At 47.1% G+C, this 23,047-nt stretch carries 19 protein-coding genes; 6 read left to right on the top strand and 13 right to left on the bottom strand.

From position 1 onward, the window contains the following. The 5 genes from D1646_RS22855 to D1646_RS14455 form a co-directional block, all read left to right on the top strand. Window positions 1–201, top strand: a 201-nt coding sequence (locus D1646_RS22855) for a hypothetical protein (RefSeq protein ID WP_207709441.1), incomplete at its 5' end; no start/stop codon positions are given. Between the two features lie 64 nt (window positions 202–265). Then, window positions 266–613 carry a hypothetical protein gene (locus tag D1646_RS14470; protein WP_160637146.1) on the top strand — a complete coding sequence of 116 codons (348 nt, stop codon included), beginning with the start codon at window positions 266–268 and terminating at the stop codon, window positions 611–613. After that, window positions 600–2,429: a Mu transposase C-terminal domain-containing protein gene (locus D1646_RS14465; RefSeq protein WP_160637145.1), complete on the top strand. Its 1,830-nt coding sequence runs from the start codon at window positions 600–602 to the stop codon at window positions 2,427–2,429. Before D1646_RS14470 ends, D1646_RS14465 begins: the two co-directional genes overlap by 14 nt. Beyond that, a complete protein-coding gene (locus D1646_RS14460; protein ID WP_160637144.1) occupies window positions 2,422–3,660 on the top strand; it encodes an AAA family ATPase in 1,239 nt (412 codons plus the stop codon). Before D1646_RS14465 ends, D1646_RS14460 begins: the two co-directional genes overlap by 8 nt. After that, a complete protein-coding gene (locus tag D1646_RS14455; protein WP_160637143.1) occupies window positions 3,657–4,994 on the top strand; it encodes a TniQ family protein in 1,338 nt (445 codons plus the stop codon). Before D1646_RS14460 ends, D1646_RS14455 begins: the two co-directional genes overlap by 4 nt. Window positions 4,995–5,093: 99 nt before the next feature. On the opposite strand, the gene D1646_RS14450 is transcribed toward D1646_RS14455, so the two are convergent. From D1646_RS14450 to D1646_RS14410, 9 genes are all read right to left on the bottom strand, one after another. After that, complete coding sequence (locus tag D1646_RS14450) at window positions 5,094–7,289, bottom strand: DEAD/DEAH box helicase family protein (RefSeq protein ID WP_160637142.1); 2,196 nt, start codon at window positions 7,287–7,289, stop codon at window positions 5,094–5,096. 255 nt (window positions 7,290–7,544) lie between these two features. Continuing rightward, window positions 7,545–8,471, bottom strand: coding sequence for a ParB/RepB/Spo0J family partition protein (locus tag D1646_RS14445; RefSeq protein WP_160637141.1), 927 nt, complete (start codon window positions 8,469–8,471; stop codon window positions 7,545–7,547). Window positions 8,472–8,605: 134 nt separating this feature from the next. Next, window positions 8,606–9,589 carry a hypothetical protein gene (locus tag D1646_RS14440; RefSeq protein WP_160637140.1) on the bottom strand — a complete coding sequence of 328 codons (984 nt, stop codon included), beginning with the start codon at window positions 9,587–9,589 and terminating at the stop codon, window positions 8,606–8,608. A gap of 213 nt (window positions 9,590–9,802) precedes the next feature. Further along, window positions 9,803–12,430, bottom strand: a complete 2,628-nt coding sequence (locus D1646_RS14435) for a hypothetical protein (protein ID WP_160637139.1) — start codon at window positions 12,428–12,430, stop codon at window positions 9,803–9,805. Between the two features lie 176 nt (window positions 12,431–12,606). Beyond that, on the bottom strand, window positions 12,607–13,161 hold the full coding sequence (locus D1646_RS14430; RefSeq protein WP_160637138.1) for a recombinase family protein: 555 nt from the start codon (window positions 13,159–13,161) through the stop codon (window positions 12,607–12,609). A gap of 162 nt (window positions 13,162–13,323) precedes the next feature. Further along, window positions 13,324–13,809 (bottom strand): hypothetical protein, encoded by a 486-nt coding sequence (locus tag D1646_RS14425; protein ID WP_160637137.1) that lies wholly within the window; start codon window positions 13,807–13,809, stop codon window positions 13,324–13,326. Then, window positions 13,810–14,613: a hypothetical protein gene (locus D1646_RS14420; protein ID WP_160637136.1), complete on the bottom strand. Its 804-nt coding sequence runs from the start codon at window positions 14,611–14,613 to the stop codon at window positions 13,810–13,812. It abuts the gene before it with no gap. Between the two features lie 15 nt (window positions 14,614–14,628). After that, entirely contained in the window at window positions 14,629–15,090 is a 462-nt protein-coding gene (locus D1646_RS14415; RefSeq protein WP_160637135.1) for a hypothetical protein, read from the bottom strand. Further along, entirely contained in the window at window positions 15,087–15,446 is a 360-nt protein-coding gene (locus tag D1646_RS14410; RefSeq protein WP_160637134.1) for a hypothetical protein, read from the bottom strand. Before D1646_RS14410 ends, D1646_RS14415 begins: the two co-directional genes overlap by 4 nt. Window positions 15,447–15,589: 143 nt before the next feature. On the opposite strand from D1646_RS14410, the gene D1646_RS14405 reads away from it, so the two are divergent. Continuing rightward, window positions 15,590–18,673, top strand: coding sequence for an InlB B-repeat-containing protein (locus D1646_RS14405; RefSeq protein WP_160637133.1), 3,084 nt, complete (start codon window positions 15,590–15,592; stop codon window positions 18,671–18,673). A gap of 48 nt (window positions 18,674–18,721) precedes the next feature. Here the strand turns inward: D1646_RS14405 and D1646_RS14400 are convergent, their stop codons facing one another. The 4 genes from D1646_RS14400 to D1646_RS14385 form a co-directional block, all read right to left on the bottom strand. Beyond that, window positions 18,722–19,816 (bottom strand): DUF262 domain-containing protein, encoded by a 1,095-nt coding sequence (locus tag D1646_RS14400; RefSeq protein ID WP_160637132.1) that lies wholly within the window; start codon window positions 19,814–19,816, stop codon window positions 18,722–18,724. Between the two features lie 306 nt (window positions 19,817–20,122). After that, window positions 20,123–20,440, bottom strand: coding sequence for a hypothetical protein (locus tag D1646_RS14395; RefSeq protein WP_160637131.1), 318 nt, complete (start codon window positions 20,438–20,440; stop codon window positions 20,123–20,125). A 242-nt stretch (window positions 20,441–20,682) separates the two neighbouring features. Then, window positions 20,683–22,716 (bottom strand): NAD-dependent DNA ligase LigA, encoded by a 2,034-nt coding sequence (gene ligA, locus D1646_RS14390; protein WP_347565219.1) that lies wholly within the window; start codon window positions 22,714–22,716, stop codon window positions 20,683–20,685. Then, complete coding sequence (locus tag D1646_RS14385) at window positions 22,691–23,047, bottom strand: hypothetical protein (RefSeq protein ID WP_160637129.1); 357 nt, start codon at window positions 23,045–23,047, stop codon at window positions 22,691–22,693. Before D1646_RS14385 ends, ligA begins: the two co-directional genes overlap by 26 nt.

The raw sequence follows: 23,047 nt of genomic DNA, 5'->3' as shown, positions 1-23,047 counted from the left end.
GGGGGGCAAACGGAGGCGAAGCCCAACAGAACAAACGACTTTGCCTTTTCGAGAAAAATCTATATTGCCCCACGACATGGTGATATTCCTGGATGGTGTTTTTGGGGATTTGGCATCAGACTTAAAACGCCTGTGTATCAAGGCTTTTTGGCGATGACATCTCCCAAATCCATCAGTGTTAATTCCCCAAAAACTGCTTGACTTCGTTTTTGGGGACTGCTTTTGGGGAATTGGCAGGATGTTCCCATAGGGGAGGACTGCAAGTATGAGGAAGAAGAACTTCAAAGGACGATGTGAGAAGCGGGTGTTGGGTAAGTTTGCTGAGGTGTGCCGGACGTATGACGCCATCCAGTACGCCTACGCTGACCTGCTCCAAGCATCGGACGAGGTTGTGGAGATCAGGTGTAACGTCCTGCTGGATGGGCTGGAGGTGGGAGAGTACACCTCTGACTTCGTATGCACCAAGGCAGACGGTGATCTGATGGTCAGGGAGTGTGTCTATCGGAAGTTCCTGATGAAGCCTCTGACGGTGAAGCTGCTGGATGCTTCAAGGGATTACTGGCTCAGGCACGGAGTCACGGATTGGGGGATGGTCATTGATGAAGAAGTATGATCTACTCCGGTTGGGTGACACCATCATCCGAGTGCTGGAGGCGCAAGGCGATAGGGTCCTGGTGATCGACTGCATCAAGAGGACGATGCCTGTATGGGTAGAGATAACGGCTCTGGAATCCTACTCCGAGTGTACCAGTAATGAACTGTCCGAGGTCACAGGGGTTATCACGGCTGATATTGATGCTTTGGATGCCGACCAGAGGAAAACCATGTATGAGAGGTACACGATGATTGCTCCTGTTCTGTCGTTCCTGACTGATGATCGGATGCGTTCCCGGCTGATAGGCTCTGCGGCTGAGGAATACGGAGTATCAAAGGCAACCGTCAGGAACCACCTCTGCCTATATCTGTCCTACATGGATGTGACTGCTCTTGCTCCAAAGCGTCGGGAAGATGAACGGCAACTGACTCAGGACGAGAAGAATATGAGATGGGCGTTGAACAAGTTTTTCTATACTACGAAAAAGCAATCTCTGATGACAGCCTACACGATGATGCTCAAAGAGAAATATTGCGATGCGCTGGGGGGACTGGCAGAGGAATACCCGTCCTACTATCAGTTCCGGTACTTCTATCGTAAGACTAGGAGCCTACAGAACTTCTACATCTCCCGTGATGGGTTGAAGAACTACCAGAGGAACAATCGTCCTCTGACTGGTGAGGGAGTACAGGAGTTTGCTCCTGCTGTCGGTGCCGGAATGTTCGATGCTACGGTCTGCGACATCTACCTTGTCAATGATACCGGAAGTCTGGTAGGTAGACCTATTTTGACAGCCTGTGTCGATGCCTACAGTGGCCTGTGCTGTGGGTATTCCCTCTCATGGGAGGGTGGTGTCTACAGTCTCCGGGGACTGATGCTGAACATCATTGATGATAAAGTGGACTGGTGTAATCGGTTCGGTATCTCCATCCATCGTGAGGACTGGGACTGTGATATGCTTCCGGCCTCATTTATCACCGATATGGGTAGCGAGTACACATCAGGGACGTTTGAGCAGATCGCAGAGTTGGGTGTCAAGGTGGTTAATCTTCCATCGTATAGGCCAGAATTAAAAGGCTTGATAGAGAAATTCTTTGATTTGATACAGGAGAGTTTCAAGAAGCACTTGAAGGGCAAGGGAGTGATTGAGCCTGACTATCAGGAGCGTGGTGCGCATGACTACCGGAAGGATGCCTGTCTGACCATGGCTGACTTTGAGAAGATCATCCTTCATTGCATCATCTACTACAACTCTCAGCGGATCATTGAAAACTTCCCCTATACCGAGGATATGATTGCTGCTCAGGTGAAGCCTTATGCCTCCCAAATCTGGAATTGGGGAAAATCCCAAATTGGGGCCAATCTCATTGAAATTGGGAAAAGAGAGCTGATGCTTACCCTCTTGCCGAGAACTACCGGGAGGTTCAGTCGGTCAGGGTTGAAGGTCAACAAGTTGCGGTATCACCGTGAGGGGTACACTGAGCAATACCTATCCGGCGGTGATGTTACCGTGGCCTACAATCCAGAAGATGTGTCCTCTGTATGGGTGTTGGAGGATGGGGCCTATACTGAGTTCACGATTATAGAATCTCGTTATCAGGGCAAAGACTTGACAGCGGTACAGGAGCTACAGACTAGCCAAAGGGACATTGCCAGAGGTGCAGTCAGGGATAATCTACAAGCCCAGATCAACCTTGCTCAACACATCGAAACCATTGTTAGTAGTAGTGCTGGTCGTGGTGATGTTCACATGAAGAATATCCGCAGCACTCGCAGACGGGAGCAGACTAAACGCCATCGGGACTACATGAAGGAGGGGACGAGCCGTGAGTGATCTGTCTGATGTTATCCGTATCCTGCCAACCATGAAATCAGGGGGTGAGTTGTTGTCTGCCCTGGAAGTGCTGCCGGAGTATGATTCTGCTATCTGTGATGCTGATGCTCCGGTACGACTTATGGCACTCTCTGACCTCTACCGGGTGTACGTTCCAAATCAGATGTCGTTGGAGATTTATAGCAAATTGTATCTAGCTCTAATGCGATCCTTACAAAAGAAGGGTACAACACTGGCAATACAACAGCGGAATCAGAATTACAGAGCTATCGTTCAGCAGGAGTACAGCGGTATCATGGGTGGCTCCGACAGCTTTACGATCATAGGAGCCTCTGGTATTGGAAAATCAAGTGCTATCAGTCGGGCCATTACTCTGATTACCGAGAATCGTATTATTGAGGTAGAGAATCCTCACACCAAAATCATCCCCTGCATTAGCGTCCAGTGTCCCTTTGATTCATCAGTGAAGGGATTGCTACTGGAGATTCTACGGAAGGTGGATGAAGTCATTGGCGGCAACTATTATCCCAATGCGCTACGGGCCAGAACAACCACGGATATGTTGATTGGCAGCGTCAGTCAGGTGGCTTTGAACCACATAGGGTTGCTGGTGGTAGATGAGATTCAGAACGTATGCAACAGCAAGAACGGCAAGAGCCTTGTAGGGATGCTTACCCAGCTTATCAACAACAGTGGTATCTCAATCTGCATGGTGGGTACTCCTGAGAGTGCTGTGTTCTTTGAACAGGCTATGCAACTTGCTCGAAGGTCATTGGGGCTGAGATATGATGTAATGGAGTATGGGGAGGACCTCAAGATGTTCTGTGAAGTTCTGTACTCCTACCAGTATGTGAAGCAGAGGACAGAGATCACCAATGGCATTACAGAATGGCTCTATGAACATACTTCTGGAAATATCTCTGTGGTGGTGTCCCTTATCCACGACGCTCAGGAGATTGCCATTCTCAACGGCAGAGAGGTTCTAAGCCTAGAATCGTTGAATGAAGCCTACCAACAAAGGCTATCCATGTTGCATGGGTTCATCCAGCCTCGGCAAAAGCGCCAGACCTCGAAAACGAAGCGCAAGACTGCCATTGCTAAGGCCGATGTTGATGTGGAACCAGATGGAGAGTTTACGATTGCAGGTTTGGTATCTCAGGCCAAATCCGAGGGCGTTGACATCGTGGAGCTGTTGAAAGAACATCTGCCAGTGGTGGAGGTGGCGGTATGATCTCCTACTTTCCCGCCATCTATCCTGATGAACTGGTGTATAGCTGGTTCTGTCGGTATTACGTCCATTCTGGTTTCTTTTCGAGTAAATCAGCCATGCAGGAGTTATATTTCAAGCGGTCAGACAATCCCAGCAAGGAGTTCATTGGAAATCTCAATCCTGGGGCCGTGGAACAGATTGCAAAGATGTATCCCTTAGACAAGCTGGTGCTGGAACATACCATGTACCCACAGTATGCCCGCTTCATTTCGTTGGAGCAAAAGAAGACTGCCCTATATCGGCTGGGACATGATAACTGCGATGCACACCACCTGTTCTGTGTTCTCCCTCGGTCTGAGGGGGAACACTACTTGCGGTTCTGTCCGCTGTGTGTAAATGAGGACAGGGAGACATGCGGTGAAACCTACTGGCATCGGAAACATCAAATCCGAAACATGGGCATCTGCACGAAGCATAGGTGTAGGCTTGTGGAATCCAGTGTTCCGGCGAAGAGTGAGCAGGGCTTTGTGTTCTGCCCGGCAGAGCACTACACAGGCTGCGATAAGGTTGTCTTTGAGGAAGATCCTCAGATGATCCAGTTTGCAAACTACCTGGAATCCGTATTTGATGCACCGATGGACTTTGAGAATGATACTCCTATCAGCTCCGTTCTGTATCATGGAATGTGCCAGACAAAGTATTTGAAACCATCTGGACGCAGTAGATATACGAAGATGCTTGCTGATGATCTGAATGTATTCTACAGAGAGATGGGGCTATATAACATAGCGAGTATATACCAGATTCAGAAGGTGTTGCTAGGGAGCAGGTCTGATTTTTCAGTAGTATGTCAGATCGCCTTTTTCCTTGGCATGGAGACAGAGAAGCTAACCTCTCCTTCCTTGACACCGGAGCAGGTTCAGCAGGAGCAGGACAGCCACTACATGAAGGATACTGCCCCAGTAGACTGGGTGCAGTTAGATGCGGACACAGCCCCCATATTGGAAAAGGTTGTCCAAGGCGTATATGATGGCACGGATAATGAGAACGGCAGACCCGAACGAGTATCAGAGCGGCTTGTATACCGTGAGATGAACCTGCTGGGGCATCAGCTAGAGAATATGCCAAGGTGCAAGGCCATCTTTGAGAGGTATACAGAACCATACCCTGAGAGTTGGGCCAGGAAAATCATTTGGGCATATCAGAGATTGAGAGCGCAGGGTAAGCCCTTCTATTGGTCTGATATTAGGAAACTCTCAGGAGTGAAGAAAAAGAACTTCCACTCGATCATCCCCTATTTACAGGAACACACGGATGCTGAGACAGCAAATCGAATCGTAGCCTTGATTGAGTGAAATAGATAAGACAGGGAGTGCCTCAGCGCACTCCCTGCCTATACTGAGGTAGAGGGTTACTAAGTAAGACTTTACCCTCAGAAGCTAAGGTGTATGGCCCTACTCTTCTTCTGTTTCCCAGTCATGCTCTTGGACTATCCAGTATGATGAATAACTGACCACTGTATAGTTTATATGGGCATCCTCAAGCAATGATTTCATTTTTGTTATGCTGTAAATACGGTTCTTATTTCGATCTGCTCTCCCAAAGGCTGCATCGTATAGCTGGGTAAATTCACGGCTGAACTTGGTCTTTCCCGCCTCACCTACTATTTGAGTTACATTGTCAGCATATGATTCTAGGAAGGCCACGAAAGTCTTCTTTGCCTTGTCCTTATCAGCAAAGGTTATATCATCATCCACACAGTAGACCTTGCCAAACCAAAAGAGCTGATACTCTAGGTACTTCTGTCCAACACGTTTCTTCTCCTGTTGCTCCATGCCAGCCTGCGGGCTTTCCTCAATCATTTCATCAAGAATAAGCTGATACTGACGAGTGCGCCTGTCCAACAGGGACTTAGCTATTTCATTTAGGTACAACTCTGTGGGCTTGTCCATAGGTCTGCCGAACCAGTGCTTTGCATTTATCCAGTCCAGCGTACCTCCATTATAATATTTATCTAGGAACCGGTATTCATCATAACCTCTCGATTGAAGCGTATCGGGCAACTCGCCATAGGCCAACCGGTAATTGTGGTATGCTGTTTTCTGCGTTTGAAAACTATCTATGCGCTTCTGCACGTAAGGGCAGTCAAACCTCTGCACATACAAAGTCTTTCTGTCATCAGCATCGCTTACTCTGGCTCTTCCGAGCATCTGTAGACATTTAACCCTTTCCATGTCAGACACAACGATGTTGTTGATACCAGTCAGGTTTACCCCGTTATCAAGGACAGATGTTGTGATTAGAACAAAGGTATTTTTATCAAGGCGCTCATTCAGCACCATTGAGCAGTAGGAAGGATTCGCTTTACTTGACGCATCTACAGCAAAGACTTTCTCTGTTTTTGAATCTCCATCTACAACAACCAGAGGACTACCTTTTCCCTCAGCGTACCCTTCGAGATCCTTTTTTACAGCCCTACACTTCTCTATGTCATCAATGAAAACTAACCACTTCTCTCGCTTTTGATTGACGCTCTCAATCATCTGTCCATATAGTTCGCCAATGGCGGAGTACACCTTAACATCCAAGTAGCTATAGTCGCGTTGGAAATGGTAAAACGCCATCGGGATACTCTTATCTTTTTCCTGGGGCCTGTTGAAATTCAACCGTGAGTGGTACTCGCGTTCGTACTTAATTATGTACTCTAAACACTCATACGGCGTGGCACTCATGTACACCCTGACAGCATCCTGGAATAGCCTGACGATAGCCTCCAGGATTTTAGAAGTATGGGGGTTGAACATAGCATCGGAAGTAAAGAAGTGGGCCTCGTCACAAATAATGTAGATGTATCTGGACTGAGCTTTCGATTGCCTTTTCTTTAGCATCTGCTCGCAATGTAATATACTTTGGTATGTCATTACATCCGCGCAGTCTCTATATGGGTAAAATTTAGCTTCTTCTTCGTCTGAGTCCTCGGTTCCTTTCAGACGATTTTTAATCTGTTGCCGTAGGGCCAACCGATTGCTGAGGATAAGAACGCGCTGCTTAGTGTTCTTCCTGTAGTTCAACTCTCTCACATATGGAACCAAGACATTCTCGACAAAATAATTTTTACCCTGCCCGGTCTGGGCTGAAATAAATACGGGTTGCAATGGCTCCCATTTGCCGTCAACATTTGCCCTTATTGTGCCATCATAATCTGTCTCTATTTTGAAATGTTCGCCGATTCCCTCGGAAACCCGTTTCTGGCCACATTCAATTTGACAAACATGGAGGCTGCTCATGATACAATCAGTCTTAAATTCCTCTTGGTCGTATGACAATCGTATTGCCCTATGAGCATCCGGACTGGTGGAATGACTATGAGATGTATCTGCGATAGTATCTCCATCGTACTTATCATGTACTGGAGAAACAGCCTTTGCCATGTATATTTTTTCGGTATTTTTTGATTGCTCTGTAGAGGTGGCAACTATGCGCCCTCGAAGTATAGGGATTTGTGATTCGTGAATCTCGGGTATTTCATTAACAGAACCACATTCCCCAACAAGTTCGCAGGGATAAAATTCGCAATGACGGCAAAATGGGAATTTATATTGAGATTCTTCTTCTGGCGTTAAAATACGAAAGTTATCATTTGAAATCATTCTCAAAATCTCCTCAATCTATTATTGCAACGATTTGTGATTTGTGAATAGCCTAATTATAAAAGACCAACAAATCACATACGGCGAAGAAATCAACTCAATACTGCATGGCTCCTAACACCATTCAACAGGAGTTCAACTAACTTCAAAGGTATGCCCTTGCCCTTATTGGCAGTATATCACATTCCTACAGATAATGCCAGAAGGAGTTTGAAAGCAAGAAGGTATAGGACGCTTTGATGCGTCCTATACCTTTTATTGCTGTCCTATAGGATTTTGTTGTCTGAAGAGTTCTAAGGCTTTCTCAATGGTAGCCTCAATTTCCTCTGGTGACTGATTATCAGGGAAATACTTTGCGAGAAGGCTTTCCTTGATTTTGATAGCTTTTCTTTTGGGAGGAGGAGCCTTTGGTGTAATGACTTGCTTGATTTCTTCTTCGTCAAGCTCATGGTCAGATGATTGTTTCTTTAATTCCTGGGCTTGCTGTGTGTCCACCTTAACTTTCCCTTCGACTAGCTTTTTAACGATTTCCTGCTCACTTGACCGTAGATAGGACAAATGCTCCGCAACACCCAGCCCTATTAGCTTGTTGTCCAAGCACTCCAATAGACCTTTAGACAACTTCGCAACACGGATATACCGAGCAATCGTAGCTTGTGATAGACCGTATTTCTCGCCGATAACGTGCATTGTCCGTGACCTGTTATCAGATTGAGAACCATCCTCCGATTGCTGCAAATCTGTACGATACCCTGGCTTCTTCTTCATTGCCTCATTTAGCATATGGAGCGAGTTCGCAAGTTCACTGGCTTTGAAATCCTTAATAGATCGCTGATCGAAATTTGTCTTTATGACAATTTCCATGGCCTCTTCATCATTTTTAGGAATACAGATAATAGCTGGCACTGTACTCAATCCAAGTTCCAATGCGGCATTGACCCGGTTGTGCCCAGCAAGTATCTCATAGTGATACTTTTCATCGTCAATCTTACGGACAAGGACAGGTGATAAAATCCCATGTTCCTCAATGTCTTGGATAAAATCGTTTAACCGCTGTCCCTCGTATAGCTTGAAGGGGTGGTTGGCAAATGGCTTTAACACTTCCGGGCTTATGGCTATGACTTTCATCTGTGGTTCTGAACCAAACGGGTTGAGTATGGCCCTATCAAACTCAGTTGCCATGGATAGTCCTCCTCCGGTAGTTTCTGCTGTGATTATACATACCTTTCCCAAGGAAGTCCAGAATCTTTCTAAATATTTTTCAGGGGTGACCTGCTCTCTGTTTGACAACGGGTGACACAAAAGGAAATTGCAAATCACATGAGATAAGAGTAGAGATTTCCTAATTTTTTTATGTCGCTCCGCTTACTGAGTGTAACTGGTGACAAATTGATCTTTGCAAAGGCGATCATGACCTTCTCCACTTCTCGACAGTTCATGGCCTTTTGCGCGAGCAACAGAGACTTCTTTTCCGGGATTAAGGTCAGGAACCGCAACATCTTCCGCCGCATGATAGCGTCCTTGACTTCCTTCCAAATGATTTCAACGGCGGCATCCTTTTTATAAAAGTCGCCAAAGGGAACGATCCGTGCGAAAGTGTCCAAGAATATTTGCTGTCGATCCGTTATCAGTTCCACAATCTGTCCAGCAGTATCCTCCGCATTGGTGTAGGCCCGAACCGCCTTGGGCTTTGTCAGCTTCACTTCTGCCCGAAGGATACCCTGCGTATAACTACTCGCAGACTTTATTTTCTTATGGTCCATGCCGCTATCTCGAAGTTGATCTGCAAATGATTGCTCCAAGTCATATAGCAGAAAGTCGATTGCGTTACTGTTTCCAGATAGACAAAAACTGCTGTTTTCATCTATGCCATCATAGCTTGCGGGGGAGAATCCCTTTATTTTGCTGACCCGTTGCAAGACCTTCAAGTAGGCCGCCACATTCTCCCAACTTCCAACGTCAATATCGGTAATTAAATTCAAGCCTGACAACGTAAAATCATTTATACTAAACTTGAAATTGAAATATTTGCCAATCCTCTTATCGAGTTTTCGGAGCAGTTTATCCGTATCAGATGGATCATCCACGACTAACGATAAATTGATAAGTAAGCGAATCCTTTTTTTGTACTGACTGTCTCGGTAGATAACGGTGATCCCCTTCTCCATGAGGGATGTATCGAGGTATTCATCGTCAAGCTCTTTCAAGTACCCGGTCTTATTGTATGCCATGTCGAATATCTTTTGGAATTTTTCAGTGTCTAACACCATTGACAGTTCAAAAATTGGATTTAACTTCATTTCAAATGCCCCCTAATACAAAATCTTTTTACAAAAGAGTTGCGTTCGGTAGGATTTTCCATTTGAACAGATGCAGAGTATAAGTGCATAATGTTTCTACCACTGATCTACAGCGAGTATTAGGATCTGTAATTCTGGATTGCAACTAATGATGCAGTTTTTAATGAGAAACGGTGCAGTCATTTGGCTGCACCGTTAGTATGAATTATCCTCTTATTCTGTGTCGTATTTAGCTTCTTTCAGTGTAGCTTGTCGAAGAGGAAAATCAGAAAATAAATTGACTACGCAATCGCATCGTAGCAACCGCGCCCTACCAACAGCTTGTTCCAGCTCTGACTCGATGATATAGAACTGGATGGCCCTCAATAGTTTATCGGTGTATGTCATGAAATAAAACCGAAACCCATTATGTTCGACCTGGGTGTTGGGCTTCAGACGGTCATCAACATCATATCCTAGAGAATAGGCAAATAGTTTATATATCCATTCCGGCTGATGCGGCGTTCCAATCACGTCAATATTTTCCCCCTTCAATATGTCACAGCCCGCACAGTTTCCAAAATGCAGATCGCCCATATAGAACTTGTGAAATTCCTTGAATGAAATGGTGTTTTCAAAGCCTGTCCATTTCTTAATTTTCTCTATAATATCAGAATTTTTTCGCATCGAACTTCGACCCATTGCCTTATCCCCGTATTGGTTTAGTCTACCTGTAATTGCCGCCTCCTTGCACTCATAAAATTTTACATTATCCGCACCGAAATAGGCTTCACAAATATCTCTGTCCGCTGTTGCTGAGAGCATGATATACTTAACATTCTCTTGGAACTGAACAGGGTTGATAAAGGTGACGCTATCCTCTTCCAAGTTACTCTCTTGCTCTGAAGCGGAACGATAGCAGAAAAATTTAGCGGAACATAACGCTGATATGTTGACCGCCATCTTCATATCGGCGTATGTTTTGCTATAGTCAATCTCATTCATGGTGAAGTAATCTGAACGGTCAATCTTTTTGAAAATTTTTCTGATTTTGGCTGCCAACGGATCGTTGGCGGCTAATTTTCTGTTTATTTTTCTTAGCCTAGAAATCGGAATAGTTTCTCTACTGGGAATCACGGTACTATAGATGATATCCTCATCTACGATGACAAGATCATACTTGCTCACGTCAATGTTCGACAAGCGACGATGTGTGGTTACAGCGTGACCTTCCGAATTGTTAAACTCTTCGAGTTCCCTCATAAATCGCTTAAATTGCTGGGTACACTCAACATCACCTTCGGCTATTGCTTTCTTTAATACTGGCATTGGCGATTTTCCTTCATCATATAGAGCCTGTATTTCACACCAAACATGGTCAGGGATTTCATCTTTGATTTCGTGCAATGAAGGGGATACAATAATCTCAATCCCCAGTTCTCTTGCTCTTTCCCACACTTCACGCTTCAGTTTGTTAGTAGGGACAACTATCAGAATCCTCAAATTAGTGCGCTTGAGTAATTCCAGAATAGCCTGAGTCTTACCAAGAGCAGTCTGAGATTTGATGACGTGCCATATAGGTTCATTAGACGATATAGCCTCTTGAAAATTTCCCATAAAATCATCCCAAGCCTCACTCAATTCCACTAAAGGCTTACCTGCATTAGCGATTTGCTCTATTGTATGTTTTGGGGGTTTCAGTGTAGAGAGAATATTTTCTCCATGAGGACAAATTCCATGATAGGGGCAAAAGGAACTACAGGGCTGAGGTCCATCCGATTTAATGTACTTCAAGTAGTAGACCCAGTTATCATATTTTTCGATGCAATCATCAAAGTACGATTTTGTTTTGAGAGTATCACTGAACTTTGTAGCTCCACCTCTGATCTGAACGGTGTTCGTGGCTACGCCGAGCAGCTCCCGATAAGTCAACTTCTTTTTTCCTGTTATGAACTCTTGATAAAGTTTGCAAGCAGAGCCGAGCGTTTGCAAATCTTTAGCACGAAATGAGTTAAATGAAGATGATCCTTCATGATCTGATGGTACTTCACTAGATTTCTCTTCATCTGTGAAATGAATCTCATAATTCAGAGATGATAATTTCTTGACAAGATCATACTCTATAATACATTTTGTCATGTTTTTATCATCTGAATTATCTCTGAAATGCTCAGCGTGTCGATCATTAACAGAAATATGAGGAAGATTCCTCTCATTTAATGCAATACCTGTTTCTCTGGAAAACTCAGCAGATTTTCTTTTGTAGTTAGTCGCTCCATAGCGATTTTTCCAGTGAAGGCAGGTGTTCATGAGCAAGGAATAAGTATCTATTTCAGGCAATGTTTCATCGAAATGTAAGACCTTATTTCCTCCTGAGTACAGTTTGAGAACACTACAGTTGTTCTCTGCTTCAGGAAAAATCTCCATCAGGGCTTTCTGTACCACCTCAGCCTCCCTAAAAGAAGAAAGAGGAGTGCTGTTCAGAAACACAATACCGAATTTTTTTCGTTGTGCAACGGAAAAGGACTCGTAAGCAAGCAGAATTGGAAGATTATATTTTTCGGCCCGTTCTTTAATTTTTTCAAATGTAAGATTACGATTATTTACGCCATCAAAACTATCAAAGGAAAGTGCTAGTAGTTGCGATTGCTCAAATGTCTCCATACTTTTACTGCTTCCCTTGAAAGTGGATGGGCAGAACGTGCAGCCTTTCGAGCCTACTCGTTCTACGAACGATTTGACATTTTTACTGCTTACTGTTTCTGGATGGTCAACAACTATGGTTTCCAACGCCTTTAGCTGTTCCGGGGAAGATGCTTGTTTGCTTTGAATCTTGTTGACACTAACTCTGAATTGATCCATAATTTCAACTCCTTTTGGGATTTTTATTTCCCTGTGGAGGCGAATTTGAAAAATAAATTACAAAAAATGAAGGGCGTACTAAACCGCCCTTCATCTAAACCGCACAGACTTAGCCAACCCCAGCTGGGAACACTTTGCTTCCTGGTACGAGATCAGCGATAGCATCTGCTTTGAAGTTACTTCGCCAAGTTTCGATATAAGGTTGATTTCTTAACCCCGGTCAGCTCTTCAATTTCTACGATGGAATACTGTCGTGTATTGTAGAGCTTAACAGCTTTCCTTACAGCATCGGGATCTGTCTTGGGCCTGCCGCCTGTACGTCCTCTGGCCCTGGCTGACTTCAATCCTTCACGGGTACGGTCAGCGATCACGTCTCTCTCAAACTGGGCAATAGCTGACATGAGCGTGAACAGGAGCTTGCCTGTGCTGGTGCTGGTGTCGATGCTTTCCTTCAGACTGACAAGATGAACGCCCTTCGATTGAAACAGTTCTGTCAATTCAATCAAATTTTTGGTGCTGCGTCCCAGCCGGGATAAGGATTCAATTACCACAGTATCCCCCTCGGTCATGCGGTCAAGCAGCTTGGTCAACTCTGGGCGGTCACGCTTGGTTCCGGTCATCTTCTCATTGTAGATTATATCCACTCCGTATTTCCTGAGAGCGTCAAGCTGGCGGTCAAGATTCTGCTGCTCGGTGCTGACACGGGCGTATCCGAAAGTATAGTTCTTCATAGTACCTCCAATCGTCCCAATATCGTATGAGATATGGAACGTAGATTTTGAAACGAGTTTTGGGACAAAATACCCCTCGAAATCACTCGATTTCGAGGGGTATCTCGTTTCCAGAAAATTAGTCTCAATAACGACCGTTTATGGGATACTCCAGCATGACGCCTAAATGAAATCGGACACACTCATTCCAGGTGCATCCCACGGATGGGCCGGGCCGTAATCGCCGCCTATGCTGGACGGAGCTGTGGGGCTATCGGCATCTTCACCTGTGGAATCCCTATACCGCTCCATATTCAGCCCAAAGTATCCAGCCTCGGTGTCCGACAATTCGGCAACATCAACCATGTAGCGGTAGGCTTCTTCCTCGCCATCTTCGATCAGCCCATCCTTCAGAACCGTAGCGATTTCGCTCATTCTGGCCCAGGGGATATGTTTTTCGTTCGTCCGCATCAGGTAGTAGTCCACCGCCCTGAAAAGAGCCTCAGCTTTCGTCAGACCAGAGAACTTGCCGAAATCGTAGTAGCAGCAGGTCCAGTCCCAGCTTCCAGCTTTCTTGTCCAGGCCGCTTACAACGGCATACTGGGTCATACTCTCCCCTCGCAGAATAAGCGCATACTGCCCGTTTTCATCAATAAGCGTGTACTTCATTTAGGATTCCTCCCCGTCATCGGCTAATTCGTCCACCGCAGAGGATGGATGTTGCCAGTTGCAGTAGCAAAATAGGCGCTCGGCTTTCTCTGTATCACCGTGGCACTCGTCGATGAAGTCCTGGCCTGTATAGCACTGGCTCAAAACTTCTTCCAATTCCTCCGGGTCTTTAATCTGGCGATCCAGGGGAATATGATTCAAGGCCACATCAGGAATATAGACCACCACATCCCCAGGGTAGAATTTGTCAGCCTTAAATATCTCGCAGTCCTGGCCGGGGCCAAATGCCAGAAGATCATTGAGCGTATGGCCCTGTTGGAGCTGCACCCTTAACTCCTGCTTTGTCAATATGCTGTTCTCCCTGCTCCTTTCGATGATTCGTGTTACAGCCGTGCGGATTCTCTCTATCAAGGCCATATCATAGATACGGTAATGGAAAGCTGCCGACACCTCGTTTCGGTTCCCGTGGAAATCCACAAAACCACCTCCGCGCTTCGGATTCTCACAACAATCGACAAAGAGATTATCCGGTTCTGTGAACGTGTGGCCTCGCTGCTCCATCTCGGTCAGCATATCGAACGGGTCTGCATAGATACCGTGGAAATGGAAATACGCCCCGTCATTGGCAAGCAGCTCCGCTTTCTGGCCCTCCCGTTCTTTGATCTTCCAGCTATCATCCGGCTCCCGACGATTCCACATGAAATATTCAATACCGTCTTTCACCATGAACGTAGGGTACATCCAACATTGGCCCGTAAAAGCCGAGTCATCGTAATACCGTTCCTTCTCTATAAACTCAATCATGCCTACACCCCCTATTCAGTTCCAAGGTTCTTCTCTGGAAAGCAACGATGAACAAGGAAAATTGCTCTGCGGATCGTCTGTCCACCGTTCCTCCGGTTTGAGCCACATATAGCGGCAGCCAAGGATATGCACCATTCTTACCCGGTCATAGAGGCGGCAGAAGTGACGATCCTCTACAACCTGCGCATCGAACCACTCGTTGAGTTCAGCAGCCGTAGCAAAGGTGCGGAGAACCGATGTTCCCACACCCACCATATACCTCTGCTTGAAATCCAGAAGCTGCTCCCGGACAAGTTCGTAGTCCGCAGCCTGTTTCTCACTCAAGGGGTGTTCATATTCAACGTAGCCCCAGCAGTCACGGCCAGCCTCCCTACAATACTGCCGCTTATCAAAGTTGACGATTCCGATAACCTTGTTGCCATCCGGCTTCGGGAACGTACCCGGCGCAACGGGACGCTGTGTACTGTAGTATTTCATTTTTCCGAATTTACCTCCCAGCAGCCAATGTAGAGATATTCCCTATAACTGCCCTTCGGCGTGGCCTGACACATAAAGGCTCCGTCCTCGGATTGGATCGTCACCAGATCGTTCCACTCATAAAAGCGGTTTTCTCTGGCAAGGCGTCTCAGTTCGGGCAGGGCCTTTGTGTTGATCCAATCAAAGAACGCATCCTGGTCCTTCTGACTCCCATCCAGCCGCTCAAAGCTCTGGCGATCCGGCAGAAGGTACAGTGCCTTTCCGGGACCGCCACTATCCCGTTCAAGGATGGCCCTGGCACCCCAGTACATCTTCGGGGTGAAGTTCTCGGGGTAGTTTCCCCACTCATGACTCATAGTTTCGACATCCTTTCTATAATTTCAATAAAATTGCCCTATAACCCCTCTGTGTAGATGTATTTTGCCGTGATATTCTGTCATAATGTGAAATCTAATACTCGCCCGTAAACTGCGGGTGAAACAACACAGGAGGTACAAACATGAACACCACAAATTGCAAGCGAGGATCGCAGAACAGGCAACCCCACAGGAATCATCTTTTGACCGCTTTATTTGTTGCGGTCATGGTGATGCTCTTAACCCTTCCCGCCTTTGCTGCGGAAACAGCGGTGAGCGAAAGCACACCCGATTGGCTTGAAAATCCCGCTGATGAAAATGGCACGTTTATTGACGAAGTTGGTGCCACTGAACCGACCCTTGGTCCCGTATCAACCCTTGAAGAATTGCTTGATGCCATTGCCAATGCCAACGCGAACGATGTGATTGAATTTGACGCTAGTATCCAGGCATATTCTGGCTCTAACCTGGTACTCGGTCGTGCTGATTGCCCGGTAACGCTTCGTCGCACTACATCTGAGGCCCGCTTATCTCTCGGGAGCTTAGAGGTAGAGGATGTCATAGTACAAAATATCACGTTTGATGGTGCGGGGGTTCAATCATACTCCCCTATCCTCTTCGTCAGTAGTCCTTCACAATTTATTACAGACTGTAACTTTATCAACTGCATTGGAGGTGCTGCATTAGAAATTGATTATAATTGCGATACTAATATTCAGCTCTGCAATTTTGCTAATAATACCGGGACATCTGGGTCACATATACGACTCGGTTGTCGTAGTGCGCACATTTGGGGGTGTACGTTTACAGATGGATTTGCCAGCGACAGAGGCCCAGTTTATATGCGTACACAAGGACGGACCGAACTGTCTGGATGCACCATTTCTGGCAATGCCGCAGGAACGATGGGCGGTGGTATTTATCTTGAAGGAGGGGAGCTATATATCAGTGGATGTAAGATTTATGGCAATACAGCAAACGGTGTCGCAGACGATATTACAAAGGACTACACAAGCCTTTTGTCCCTAGCAGACAACTACGCCGCCTTGGTAGAGTTGTATAAGCCTGACGGGGTGGTTCCTAACAGGTGGACTGTGGATAGCCACTATGATAATAACCTTGGGACAGATTACATGCGTGCAGATATGATCTTCTCAATGAGTTTTGCAGATAACGAACCTTCGCCCCCGCCTTCACCCGCTTCTATAACGCTGGATCAATCAGAGCTGACCCTTTACGTCGGTGAGGCAGACACATTGACGGCCACGCTCTACCCTGAAGGTACAAACAGCAGTATTCAATGGACAAGCAGTGATCCCTCTGTTGCCAGCGTTACCGAGAGAGGGCTTATAATTGCGCACTCAGCAGGGACAACCTCAATTATTGCTACGGCAACGGTTGGAGGAGCGTCCGCATCATGCCTCGTAACTGTTCAAGAGGTGCCAGCAACAACCTACTCTATTAGCATCAGTGTCAGCCCCACGGAGGGAGGCACAGTCAGCGGCAGCGGGCAATATGAGGAAGGTGCCACCGCAACGGTTACTGCCGTTGCCAATGAGGGCTTCCGTTTCCTGGAGTGGGCAGAAGCCGGCACACAGATCAGTACAGCGGCCAACTTAACATTTACAGTGACTAGCGACCGAACGCTGACAGCAATTTTTGAACCCATCTCCGAGCCTGCCCCTGGACCTACTCCCAAGCATACCTATACCATCAACGTATCTGCCGCCGAAGGAGGGACCGCCAGCGGTGGGGGTGAATATGAGCAAGGAAGTTCCGTAACGCTTACCGCCACACCCGAAAACGGGTATCGTTTCATCGCGTGGACAGAGAGCAACGAACAGATTAGCTCTGATGAAAGTTATACTTTCATAGCGGATCGTGACCGAACAATCATTGCTTACTTCGTGCCTACTTGTACCATCAGTATAGGTGCTACAGTAGGTGGGACTATTAGTACAGGTACTACCGCAGAAGGAACCAGCGGTGGTTTTGGAGGAGAATTTTTGAAGGGAAGTTCTATGACATGTACGGCCATCCCTGATAGCGGGTATCTTTTTGCAGGGTGGACAGAAAATGGGGAACAGGTCAGCGTCGATGAAAGTATCACTATCATAGTAGAGCGTGACCTATCGCTTGTCGCTAATTTCAAACCGATTTCCAAGCCTACCTATACCATCAACGTATCTACCACCGAAGGAGGAACCGTCAGCGGTGAGGGCGAATATGAGCAAGGGAGTTCCGTAACGCTTACCGCCATACCCGCAAACGGGTATCGTTTCATCGCGTGGACAGAAAATGATGAACAAATCAGCACCGATGAAAATTTTAAGTTTATCGCAGATCATGACCGAACGCTTGTTGCTATCTTTATGCCAATTTCCAAGCCAACTTATACTGTTCATGTTAGCTCCGCACAAGGCGGGACAGTAGAAGGTAGCGGCAGTTATAAAGAGGGGGAAACTGTTACCGTAAACGCTGTACCTGATAACGGCTATCGCTTTCGGCGTTGGGAGGAAAACAGCGTACAGGTCAGCACAGAGGCTCGATATTCTTTCGCAGCAGAAACAGATCGGATGTTAGTTGCTGTTTTTGAGCTGATTCCACAATCCGGGCAAGATTCAACATATGTCCCCGGAACACCATCTACCTCATATCGTCCGAACGGTGGCAATACCCAGCCTACCACTACTTCGCTACCATCACGAACAGAGGTTCAGGCACCCACACTGACTAACGGAAAAATCACGCTACTTGCTCCCGATAACTTGTTTTGGGGAGGATATAAAACTGGCAGGGATAACGGTGCAGGAACCGTCACACGGGCGGACTTGGCCCAGCTTGTCTATTTCATGATGGATACCGAGAGCGTGAAAATCCATGGAGTAACCCAATCTCCCTTTCGTGATGTAGAATCTGGAGCATGGTACGAAGCGGCAGTTGGCACTTTGCAAAATGCCGGGATCATGGTCGGATGTGGAGATGATCTATTCTGCCCGGATCGCACATTGACATGGGGTGAATTGCTCACAGTGTTCGCCCGGTTTACTGAGGATGAACCGCTTACAGAATACTATACGGGGGAGCATTGGGCGAAGGACTCTGTAAACAAAGCCTTTACCCTTGGATGGTTGGAATATACAGAAGTATTTGATCCGGGAAGAATCGTAACAACTGGCGAAATGGTCGATTTGATACAAGAAGTTTTCCGATGGAATAACGAATAAGATATTGCCCCCGGATTTACCGGGGGGCAATATCTGTTCCAACAGCAATTATGCGGTCTGCTCCGGGAAAGCGGAGCCATACACCGCATGATCTTCCTCCTCGAATTGTTCTGAATCGTCCATATCATCAACGCCTTTCGGGTCAGGTCCCTCCGTCTCGTCTGTTGCCGGGAGCAAAGACCGCATAACATCCCGCCGTGTCTGCACCGAAGTAGGCTTTGCGCTGCCAGCAGATACCGTGTGATTGTACTCCGGAGATATAGAAGGGTGCCCACCGAAGAACTCGGTCAGGGTGCGGTTGATCTCGTCCTGGCTCACACCATTTTCGACTGCAAGACAGCAGTAATAGGCGCAACTGATGAAGTGCGTTCTACCCTTGACAGTGCGGAGAACCTTATTGTTGACATCAATCAGGCTCCTGACGAACACCACATAGGCGTCCAGCCCAGAGCTAATCGTGTCCAGAATTTCACCGTCAACCTCGACTTTGCTGGCCCACTCCCGGAAGGGCTTGGTGGAGAAGTCAGGGGATTCCTCTGTGATTAGCTGGTAAAGCTGCATGGCAATCATCTCGTCCGTGAACCGTTTCCGGCCAGCCTCCGATACTACGAACTGAATCGCCTTGTGCTTGGCGAGCTGCTGGAAGGTCGTCAGGCTGGGGACATTGGCACGGGTCAGCTCAATAGCACTCAAAGGCTTGCCGTTATTCAGCCTGCGGAAGAACTCTCTGATTTCCGTTTCGGTCATTCCCTCATAATAGTAAATCGTGAGGTTATAATCCTTAATTCGATCCTGCGCCCATTCGGGCAACTGCGAAAAATACAGTCCGCTGACATCTTCCACGCACCCGTTGTCATCTACGACAGTAGGGGTCTCGGGAGTCAACGCAAATTCATCGTGGAGATATTCGCTGATGGCATTGGACCGCTGCTTTCCGTCCAAGCTGTCATAAACGCCGTTTTCGTCACGGGTAAAGTACATGGCAGGGATCGCATAGCCATAAATCATGCTGTGGATCAGGAGGGATTTTTTCTCTGCATCCCACACAAGATTGCGCTGTACGGCGTTGTCGTAATTGACTTTGCCCTTCTCCATCTGGTTTGCCAGGGCTTTTGCCGTCCAGTTGATATTGAATCGTTGCATATCGTCACATCTCCTCATATTCTACATAACAGATCCGCTTGGCACATAAGTTATTCTCTTTCTCGTGTCAAATTGCCTGTGGGCTGGATGCTTACTTCCTTTTTCCGAAACTTATTGTACCATATCAAATTTCACAACGCCTCCGATTGCCCCATAACGCATGGCTATAGGAATGTTGATTTTGAAACAAAACGCCCCAGAATCAAGTGATTCTGGGGCGTTTTTCTTCCTAAAATTAGTCCAACAAACGACCGCTTTGATGCAGCCTACTTGAGCGGAAATCAAGTTGAGCGGCTATTGTGCAAATCAGCAGCTCTTTGTGAACCCATTTTCTTCCATATATTCCGCTTCTGCCTGAGCGAGTTCTTCTACAAGTTCTCTATCTAATCCTTTGTGCTCAACCACATAGTCTTCAATAGCTTGAACTTCGACCACGGCATTAGCAGTCTCCTCATCCGGGAGGAATGGAGTTTCATCTTCGTGACCATACCCACTGATACCGATTGAGGCAAGATACTCTTCTTCACCATAGAGGTACATATCTGCATCTTCAACAGTGCATCCGCACTTCTCTGCTAGATACTGAACGAGTTCATCCAAGTCTAATACCAATTCGCTTTCCATAATCTGCCTCCGCATAAGCCAAATAATGTTTGTTGCTATCTTCCTGTTTCTATTATAAATCATTTCTCATACTTATGCAAGTGAAGATTACAGGGAGTGGACATATTTTGATGCGCAACTGCATTATTTGCACATACACCAACATTGTGTTTTAACAGATCTTCCGATATGTCTCGAAATTCGGGAATTTCCGCAGATTCCACAACCAAAATCAGCATAATTGGTTCCTCCAATAGAACAGTTTACGCGGGGATCATAGAAAGAAACTCCTGCTCGGTCAAAACGGGGATGCCCAGCTCCCGGGCCTTGGTGAGCTTACTGCCGGGCTTCTCCCCGCAGATAACGTAGCTGGTCTTGCGGGTCACGGAGCTGCCAGCGGTGGCCCCGAGGCTGACGATCTTGCTGTTGATGCCGTCACGGGTGAAGTGCTCCAGCTTGCCCGTGGCAACGATGGTGCAGCCGTAGAAGGGGCTGTAGGTTACGCTGTTTTTGTTTTCCATGGTGATATTTTCCTTTCTATCTTCAAATGTAAATTCTTTCTGAAGCGTTTTCCACAGCTCCAGATTGTCGGGAACGCTAAACCAAGCGTGAATATTTCCACTCAGAGTTGCACCGAAGTCTGGCAGCGAGGTAAAGTCAAAGCCGCTTATCGCGGCTTTCTCAAAATCGTCCAAACTGCCGCCGAAGTAGTTATCCAATGCCCGGCTCGCAGTCCTTCCAATCATGGGAATGTCCATAGCCACCAGATAACGTACAAAAGTGGTCTTTCTGCTGGCGTGGATGGAATCCTGGAGGTTTTTGTAAGACTTGATACCGAAACCCTCCATACCTATAATCTGATGGCGGTATCTGTCCAGATGGTAGAGGTCTTGATATGTGGTCAGGAATCCCGCAGAAATGAACTTGTCCAGTATTGCTTCTGAGATACCGGAAATGTCCATGGCCTTTTTCCCGACGAAGTGGACGAACTTGCGCAGCGTTTGATTGCCACAGTCAGGATTATCACAGTGGAGCGTTGCCACTTGGCCCCCCTTGCCACCAGAACGAGCGTAGATCCTCGTAGGCTTTCCACAGCAAGGACAGCGTTTCGGGATCAGGCTGGGGGCATAACGGCCACGGTCAAGGTTTTCCTCAATGTGGGGAATTATCATGTTGCGCTTGGAAACGAGGATACGACAGCCTGGGTGCAGTTCCAGTTCCTTGATGAAGGACAGGTTGTGCAGGCTGGCCCTCGACACAGTGCAGCCGTCAATCTCCACAGGGTCAAACAGGGCTACGGGCGCAATTTCCCCGGAACGGCTTGGCGTCCACTCAATGGAACGGAAGACTGTCTCCATCACATCGTCCTCAAACTTGAACGCAATGCCGTCCTTGTAGTGATGCCCTGTCCTCCCCAGCGTCTTGGAGAAGGAAATACTGTCATAGCGCAGCACAATTCCATCAATGGGCAACTTTTCGATATTGGCGATAGACCGCAGATGTTGAATTTTGCTTTCCGTCTCTGCCTGGGACGCGCCTTTTGACATACGAACAAAGGGACAGACCTCAAAGCCAAGAGGCTCCAAATCTTCCAACAGCCATCCCCGGCTGTCTGCGTTGCTGCCAAGAGTATCCATACCCTCAATGACGTTGAAGGCATAAAAGTAGATGCGGCGATCCTTACAGATGGACGGGTCAAGCAGCCGAATAGAACCAGCGGCAAGATTCCGGGCATTTTTAACGTCTTTGCCCTCGGTGTCCTTCATCTGCTCGAAATCGTCAGTATGGATCAGGCCCTCTCCCGTGATCGTGAGTTTCCCTTTGTGTGGGATCTTCAATGGCACGTTGCAGAACGCCGGGATGTTGTGGGTCACATCTTCGCCCACCTCACCATCCCCACGGGTGGATGCCTGGACCAGCCTGCCGTTTTCAAAGCAGAGCTTAACGGTCAGGCCGTCCAGCTTCAGCATGAGCAGCGCCGGGGCCACGGTAAGCATAGAAACCAGATCATCGGTCTGTTTTGTCTTGTCCAGGCTAAGGAGCGGAATGGTATGCCTGACCTTCCGCAGCGAACTCACAGGAGCATAGCCTACGGTCTGTGTGGGGGAGTTGCTAAGGACGATCCCCGTTTTCTGCTCCAACGCTGCCAGCTCGTCAAAGAGCCTGTCGTAGACCGCATCGGACACGCTGGGCTTTGCAAGATTGTAATATTCGTACCGATAACGATTGAGCGTTGCAGTCAATTCAGTGATACGCTGGACACTGACACCATCAGATTTTGACTGTTTTTTCTGCACTTTCTTCACCATCCTTAATAATCGTCTTGGAGCAACTTTGGTCTGCATCATTGTAAAGGTCGGTCAGTCGGCACTTAACCATCTTTACAACCTCGGCGTGGGCCTTGTAGCTGATGGCCGATTGTTCCACCAATATCTCGGTCATCCGATGTTCGGCCAGCTCAAGCGCACCAGCAAACTCCACCAGGAAATCAAGCAGGATAGAGAACTCGCTTTCTGGTGGAAGCTGGCGCATCCTCGCCAAAAGCGCATTAACCCCCAGCCACTCAACAACGGACTCCACCTGACTGCTGCCAACATCTGAACGGGCGTAAGGTACATAATGCTCCAT

The organism is Pseudoflavonifractor sp. 60 (assembly GCF_009911645.1).
Classification (GTDB): Bacteria; Bacillota; Clostridia; order Oscillospirales; family Oscillospiraceae; genus Lawsonibacter.
This window is presented reverse-complemented; position numbering and strand designations above follow the sequence as displayed.